The sequence below is a fragment of the Paenibacillus sp. OT2-17 genome (assembly GCF_009827695.1).
GTDB classification, from domain to species: Bacteria; Bacillota; Bacilli; order Paenibacillales; family Paenibacillaceae; genus Paenibacillus; species Paenibacillus polymyxa_B.
The window spans coordinates 1-5,239 of sequence record NZ_WUDQ01000247.1; the positions used below are offsets into that span (position 1 = coordinate 1).

The 5,239-nt window shown below is 48.5% G+C and carries 5 protein-coding genes; 3 read left to right on the forward strand and 2 right to left on the reverse strand.

The features are described from left to right. Positions 1 to 305: 305 nt before the first annotated feature. Positions 306 to 1,433: a YheC/YheD family endospore coat-associated protein gene (locus GRP75_RS18630; protein ID WP_023990121.1), complete on the forward strand. Its 1,128-nt coding sequence runs from the start codon at positions 306 to 308 to the stop codon at positions 1,431 to 1,433. A gap of 88 nt (positions 1,434 to 1,521) precedes the next feature. Continuing rightward, the gene (gene asd / locus GRP75_RS18635) at positions 1,522 to 2,319 is read left to right on the forward strand and encodes an archaetidylserine decarboxylase (RefSeq protein ID WP_075154707.1); all 798 of its coding nucleotides are present in this window, start codon (positions 1,522 to 1,524) and stop codon (positions 2,317 to 2,319) included. Positions 2,320 to 2,504: 185 nt separating this feature from the next. Here asd and GRP75_RS18640 read toward each other — a convergent pair whose 3' ends face one another. After that, entirely contained in the window at positions 2,505 to 3,290 is a 786-nt protein-coding gene (locus GRP75_RS18640) for a helix-turn-helix domain-containing protein (protein ID WP_023990123.1), read from the reverse strand. A gap of 179 nt (positions 3,291 to 3,469) precedes the next feature. Here GRP75_RS18640 and GRP75_RS18645 point away from each other — a divergent pair, with 179 nt between their 5' ends. Continuing rightward, positions 3,470 to 4,768, forward strand: coding sequence for an aminotransferase class I/II-fold pyridoxal phosphate-dependent enzyme (locus GRP75_RS18645; protein ID WP_160790021.1), 1,299 nt, complete (start codon positions 3,470 to 3,472; stop codon positions 4,766 to 4,768). Positions 4,769 to 4,868: 100 nt separating this feature from the next. On the opposite strand, the gene GRP75_RS18650 is transcribed toward GRP75_RS18645, so the two are convergent. After that, positions 4,869 to 5,239, reverse strand: a 371-nt coding sequence (locus GRP75_RS18650; protein WP_160790022.1) for an ATP-binding protein, incomplete at its 5' end; no start/stop codon positions are given.

Here is a 5,239-nt window from a genome sequence, read left to right on the forward strand (position 1 = left end):
GCGGTACCATGTGGGCAATTACCCGCTCCAAAGAACTGCTGCGGGGCGAAGGTATAACAAAGGAGCCCGGTGTAACGACTGCTACCTTCGGCCTCTGCATCACCTCACCTACTTTCTGACCCTATTCCAACACTCTTCAACAATCATCTTGTATCATATCGTCTGCCTCCCTGAAAGGTGCCTCGCTTCTAACTTTGGGCTTACCGCAAGGCTAGCGTCCATGCCTGGCCGATCTTTGATACATATGATGGACTAGAATCACAGTATGATCAGTTGGAGTGACTACAAGGAGGGCGGACATACTCATGTTGCATGTCGGCGTCATGCTCAACCCGGCAACCTACCGGGGCATTCCCGCCATGAGGACGCGATATGAATCTATCGCCAATTACGAGGACGCCGGGTTAAGCTACGAGCTCATCCCCTGCTTTCTTCGTCTGGAGGATATTCATATAGCGACCGGAACATGCCGGGCTTTTGTTAAACACGGCAACGAGTATCGGCAGATGACTCTTCCGTTGCCGCCGGTCATCCACAATCGGACTCTCTATCGGCAAAATGAAAATGCTAGCGATATCAACAAGCTTGTACAAAAGGGATTCTATATTTTTAATGAACAAAACCGTTTCCACAAAGACCATATACATGCAATTCTGCAAGAAGACCCTTTGCTACGCATCCACCTCCCCAAAACATTGCAAGGCAACCTTTCCTCCATCCATACCTTGATGGAGGAAACCGGAGATGTTGTAATTAAACCCAGTAGCGGTAGCGTAGGTAGAGGAATTATGCGTCTGCGGCATTCCCGCGGAGGCTGGACTTTGCAATGTGCTCATCCGGCTATACCTGAGCGTTGGTCCACACTACGTTTGAATGTTGGGGAACTCCCATTATTTCTACACAAACGACTGCTGCATGTGCCTCATATCGTACAGGAAACCATACCGCTTGCTTTGAACAATAATCGTCCGTTTGATGTCCGTGTGTCAGTTCAGCGCGGATATGGCGGTATCTGGGGTGTGACAGGCATGTATGCTAAAATTGCTCCTTCCCACACCTTCGTTTCCAATGTTGCACAGGGCGGTACGGCCCGTTCCCTACTGGAGGTATTATCACAAACCGAGACGGTTCAGACTTCGAACGCAGTCCGGCTGATGAATGAATTGGAGCGACTCTCGTTACAAATCGTGCACCGACTGGCACAAACCCTTCCCCGTCTCGCCGACGTCGGTCTGGATCTGGGAATTACCCATGAGGGCAAGATTGTTTTTATCGAATGCAACGGTCGTGATCAGCGCTATGGCTTCAGCCAGGCGGGCATGCACAATGTCTGGAAAGAAACATACACTCAGCCGATGGCTTACGCTCGTTGGCTTCTCGAACGGATGCCTTCGTCAGACACCGAACGTTCACCAGGCCGTCCACTGTATTGATTTACGTCACATTCTGTGTCAATATAGTTCAGAGCGGCCGGACAGGTTCCGGCCAAGACGGCTCGGAAATGAACAAGGGGGATCTGTAATGGCAAAACAGTGGCTGCGGCTCATGACGGAGCTATCATCGCGCAAGTGGGTGTGCCGGATTGTAGGCTCCTTCGCGCAAAGCGGTGCAAGCCGACTTTTTATCCCCACCTTTATACGTACGTACCAGATCCAGACGCATGAGGCGGAACAGGAATGGAAGGAATACCGTTCCCTGAACGCCTATTTTACACGCAAATTAAAAGCGGGCATGCGCCCGATTGATACGAACGCCGAGGTGATGACCAGTCCGGTGGATGCACGGATTACTTTCACTGGCCCAATTACGTCCGGCACTCTTTTGGATGTCAAAGGGCAGGACTATACGCTGGAAGAGCTTCTTAACCGCTCTCCGCGTCTTGAAAAATACACACACGGCTATGCTTTTGTACTCTATCTCAGCCCGACGGATTATCATCGCATTCATGCACCAGTATCCGGTACGCTGGTAGAAAAAGAACATCTGCGCGGCAAGGTATACCCAGTGAATGACTTCGGCTTGCAACATATGCGAGCAGTTCTTAGCCGCAATGAACGACAGATTACGTACATTGCCCATGAATATGGTGAGGTGGCGGTCGTCAAGGTTGGCGCAATGAATGTGAGTAGCATCAAATATACGGATGATAAAGCCGTCTCATGGATAAAAGGAGACGATCTCGCCTATTTCGAATTTGGATCAACTGTCGTTTTGCTAACTGAAAACGGCACGTTTGATCCAGACCCCGCATTGAAGCCGGGGGATGCGGTGAAAATGGGACAACGTCTGGGTTGCTTTCGACATGATCCCAAAGCATAAGTGAATTTACCGTAACCGTATTATAGCTACACATATGAGCATCGGGATCGGATGATGCTAAATTGCTCATAAAAAAAGGACCCGGCGTAACTGCTCGGGTCCTTTTTGGAATTTATCCTTTATATTCGTTATTCGTTAATCCCATTACGCCTAAATCCGAAACAGCTTGTCCACCGTCCATAGCATTACCGGATCTCAGACGGACTTTTCCCCGTATACTGCTTGAATTGGCGGCTGAAAAAAAAGATGTCACGATACCCCAGAGCCTCTGCCACCTCGGTCACATTCATTCCGGCATGTAGTAATAGATGCTGTGCACGCTCAATCCGCATACTGATAATATGAGATTGCGCGGACACACCCAGCAGCTCCTTGAATTTAATCGAAAAATAACGCGGTGACAGCCCCGCCCGTGCAGCCAAATCCTCGACGCGATGAGGAAGTCCCGGATGCTGACGCACATAGTTGGCCGTTTCCCGAATGACCTCGGTGAGCTGGTTACTGGCCTGTTGCTCCTGAGGCTCCTTGCGGTCCGCACGCAGCAGATGAATCATCAGTTGTTTCAGGATCAGCTTGCCTTCCTCGTCAGCTCCGTAAGCACGCTCCAGACGTAGTCGAACGTATCTGGCAAGCATATGCTCTACCTCGAACGTTTCCTCCAGCATACGGTAGCTTGCAGGGATAAGCTTTGGCTGTTCGATAAGATCAAAATGAATATAGGTAAGTATGAGAGGCTTTTGCGGGTTATGCGTGGCACGGGTATCATCCCCCGGCTTGAACAGGAAGCAACTCCCCTTGCTTACCGGATACGACGTCCCGTTTAAGATCACTGTTCCTTCTCCGCTCCATACATAAAATAAATCATAGTTTGGCATCGGCTTCTCGCGTACCTGCCACTTCCAGCCCGGCTCGCACACAATTTTGGCGAAAGCCGACAACAGGATAAACGATGACGCAGATGTATCCAGCAAAATCTGCACCTCCTCTTGTTCATCTTTGGTTGTCCTTTATCCCGTTAATTTATAATATAAGCTCAGCGCCGTCATTAAGCAAAAAAATGCGCTTTTATGTTCCAGATGCTTTTGCGTGACGCTTACAGTGTGTAATGCTATAATATGTAATCAAAATGACTTGGAAGGATGAAACGGGAATGAATCCACTGGCAGCGCAGTTAAACCAAAACATTCAGACAGGCAACGAGCATGTATATCAAATGCTTTCTCTTTTAGGGAAAGAAATTTATTTCCCAAAAGAAGGGATTTTGAGTCAATCCGCAGAAGCAGGGAAGCTTGCTAAAAAGTACAACGCTACGATTGGCATTGCTACTGAAGGCAATGGTCCTATGCATTTGGAGGTCATTCAGGAGAAGTTGTCCGCTTACAATCCCAAGGATTTATACCCTTACGCTCCCCCTGCGGGCAAACCTGAACTTCGTAGTGTATGGCGTGACAAAATGCTGAAGGAAAACCCTTCATTGGCTGGGAAAACTTACGGCCTTCCCGTAGTTACGAACGCGCTGACCCACGGTTTGAGCATCGTTGCCGACCTGTTCACGGATGAAGGGGACGCTGTCATTTATCCAGACAAAAACTGGGAAAACTATGAGCTGACTTTCGGTATTCGCCGTCATGGACGTTTGGTGAATTTCCCGTTGTTCACAGAGGATCAACGTTTTAATAGTGAAGGATTACGCGACGCGCTACTGGCACAGAAAGAATACGGCAAAGCGATCGTTGTGCTGAACTTCCCGAATAACCCAACAGGCTACACACCGGGAGTGGAAGAGGGTAAAGCAATTGTTGCTGCCATCCAGGAAGCCGCGGAAGCGGGCATCAATGTCGTAGTTGTGACGGATGACGCTTATTTTGGTCTGTTCTTCGAGGACTCCCTGCATGAATCACTATTCGGTCAGTTAGCTGGACTTCATCCGAGAATTCTACCCGTCAAAATTGACGGAGCTACCAAGGAAGAATTCGTTTGGGGCTTCCGTGTCGGATTTATTACCTTTGCTTCGGAACATCAGGATGTACTGAGCGCACTGGAACAAAAAACATTAGGGATTATTCGGGCAACGATTTCGAGCGGTCCTCACCCATCTCAAACCTTCGTCCTGGATGCCCTCAAGTCAACGGACTTTGAACAACAGAAGAAAGAAAAGTTCCAGATTATGAAGGGACGGGCTAACAAAGTCAAAGCGTTGCTCGATAGTGGAAAATACGGAGATGTATGGAGCTACTATCCTTTCAATTCGGGTTATTTTATGTGTCTCAAGCTGAACGGCTTGTCCGCTGAACGACTGCGCACACATTTGCTGGAACAATATGGGGTAGGAACAATTGCGCTGGGTGAATATGACCTCCGAATCGCATTCTCATGTATCGAGGAAGAGTATCTGGAAGACCTGTATGACATTGTTTACCGTGGCGCACAAGATTTGTTGAACACCTAATATGTAACAGATTAAATATAGCATCATTAGCGGTATGCCAGATGTTGCGCATACCGCTTTTTAATGGGCTGAACCATTGTGAATGACACTTCGCAACAAACTATCCTTCAGCAGCGAGCAAAGATTTCTGTGCGAGTGGCAGCAGGATGACTACCTCGGTTCCGACTCCGGGCTCACTCTCATAGTGTATACTTCCGTTCATAGCTTCAATGATTCGAAAGGAGACGACCGTTCCCAGTCCCGTTCCTACCTCTTTGGTTGAAAAAAACAAAGTACCCACTCGCTCCAGATGCTCCTGACTCATGCCTTTTCCGGTATCCCTAATATGCAGACATGCCTTCTCTTCCTGAATCGCCAGCTTTATGTATACCCTGCCCCCATCATCCGCAGCTTCGATCGCATTTTTCGTCACATGTATTAACGCCTGTAACAGCTGATTACGATCCATATGTACGTATATTTCATTCCTTA

Excerpts from the sequence above, each read along its gene's own strand:
- GRP75_RS18630 (WP_023990121.1), top strand. The coding sequence starts at position 306 with ATGTTGCATGTCGGCGTCATGCTCAACCCGGCAACCTACCGGGGCATT.
- asd (WP_075154707.1), top strand. The coding sequence starts at position 1,522 with ATGGCAAAACAGTGGCTGCGGCTCATGACGGAGCTATCATCGCGCAAG.
- GRP75_RS18645 (WP_160790021.1), top strand. The coding sequence starts at position 3,470 with ATGAATCCACTGGCAGCGCAGTTAAACCAAAACATTCAGACAGGCAAC.